The organism is Paenibacillus sp. EKM10P (assembly GCF_011800655.1).
Classification (GTDB): domain Bacteria; phylum Bacillota; class Bacilli; order Paenibacillales; family Paenibacillaceae; genus Paenibacillus; species Paenibacillus polymyxa.
Genome location: NZ_JAALET010000082.1, coordinates 1 through 445 on the forward strand (window position 1 = coordinate 1; position 445 = coordinate 445).

At 54.8% G+C, this 445-nt stretch carries 1 protein-coding gene; it reads left to right on the forward strand.

What is annotated here, in order from left to right:
• On the forward strand, positions 1–445 hold a 445-nt coding region (locus HFE01_RS26500), incomplete at both ends, for an AMP-binding protein (RefSeq protein WP_167442912.1).

Here is a 445-nt window from a genome sequence, read left to right on the forward strand (position 1 = left end):
TCCTGGAGTATATCGAGCACAGCGGAGCCGCCGGGAAAATGCGGAGTGTACGGCGAGTATTTGCCAGCGGGGAAGCGTTGATGACAGAGCATGTCCGCCGATTTAACCGTTTGCTTGGGACCGAAGGAGCTACGCTGCACAACCTGTATGGACCGACCGAAGCAACGGTAGAGGTGGCGTATTACGACTGTCCTGCGGACCAGGAACCGGAGAGTATTCCGATTGGGAAGCCGATTGACAACGTGAAATTGTATATTTTGGACCATAAAGACCGATTGCAGCCAGTCGGCGTACCGGGCGAGCTGCATATTGGAGGGGACTGCGTAGCCCGAGGATATGTGAATCGGAAAGAACTGACGGAGGAGAAGTTCGTAGAAGACCCATATACGTCAGAGGGACGGATGTACCGGACGGGAGATTTGGCGAGATGGCTGCCGGATGGAAA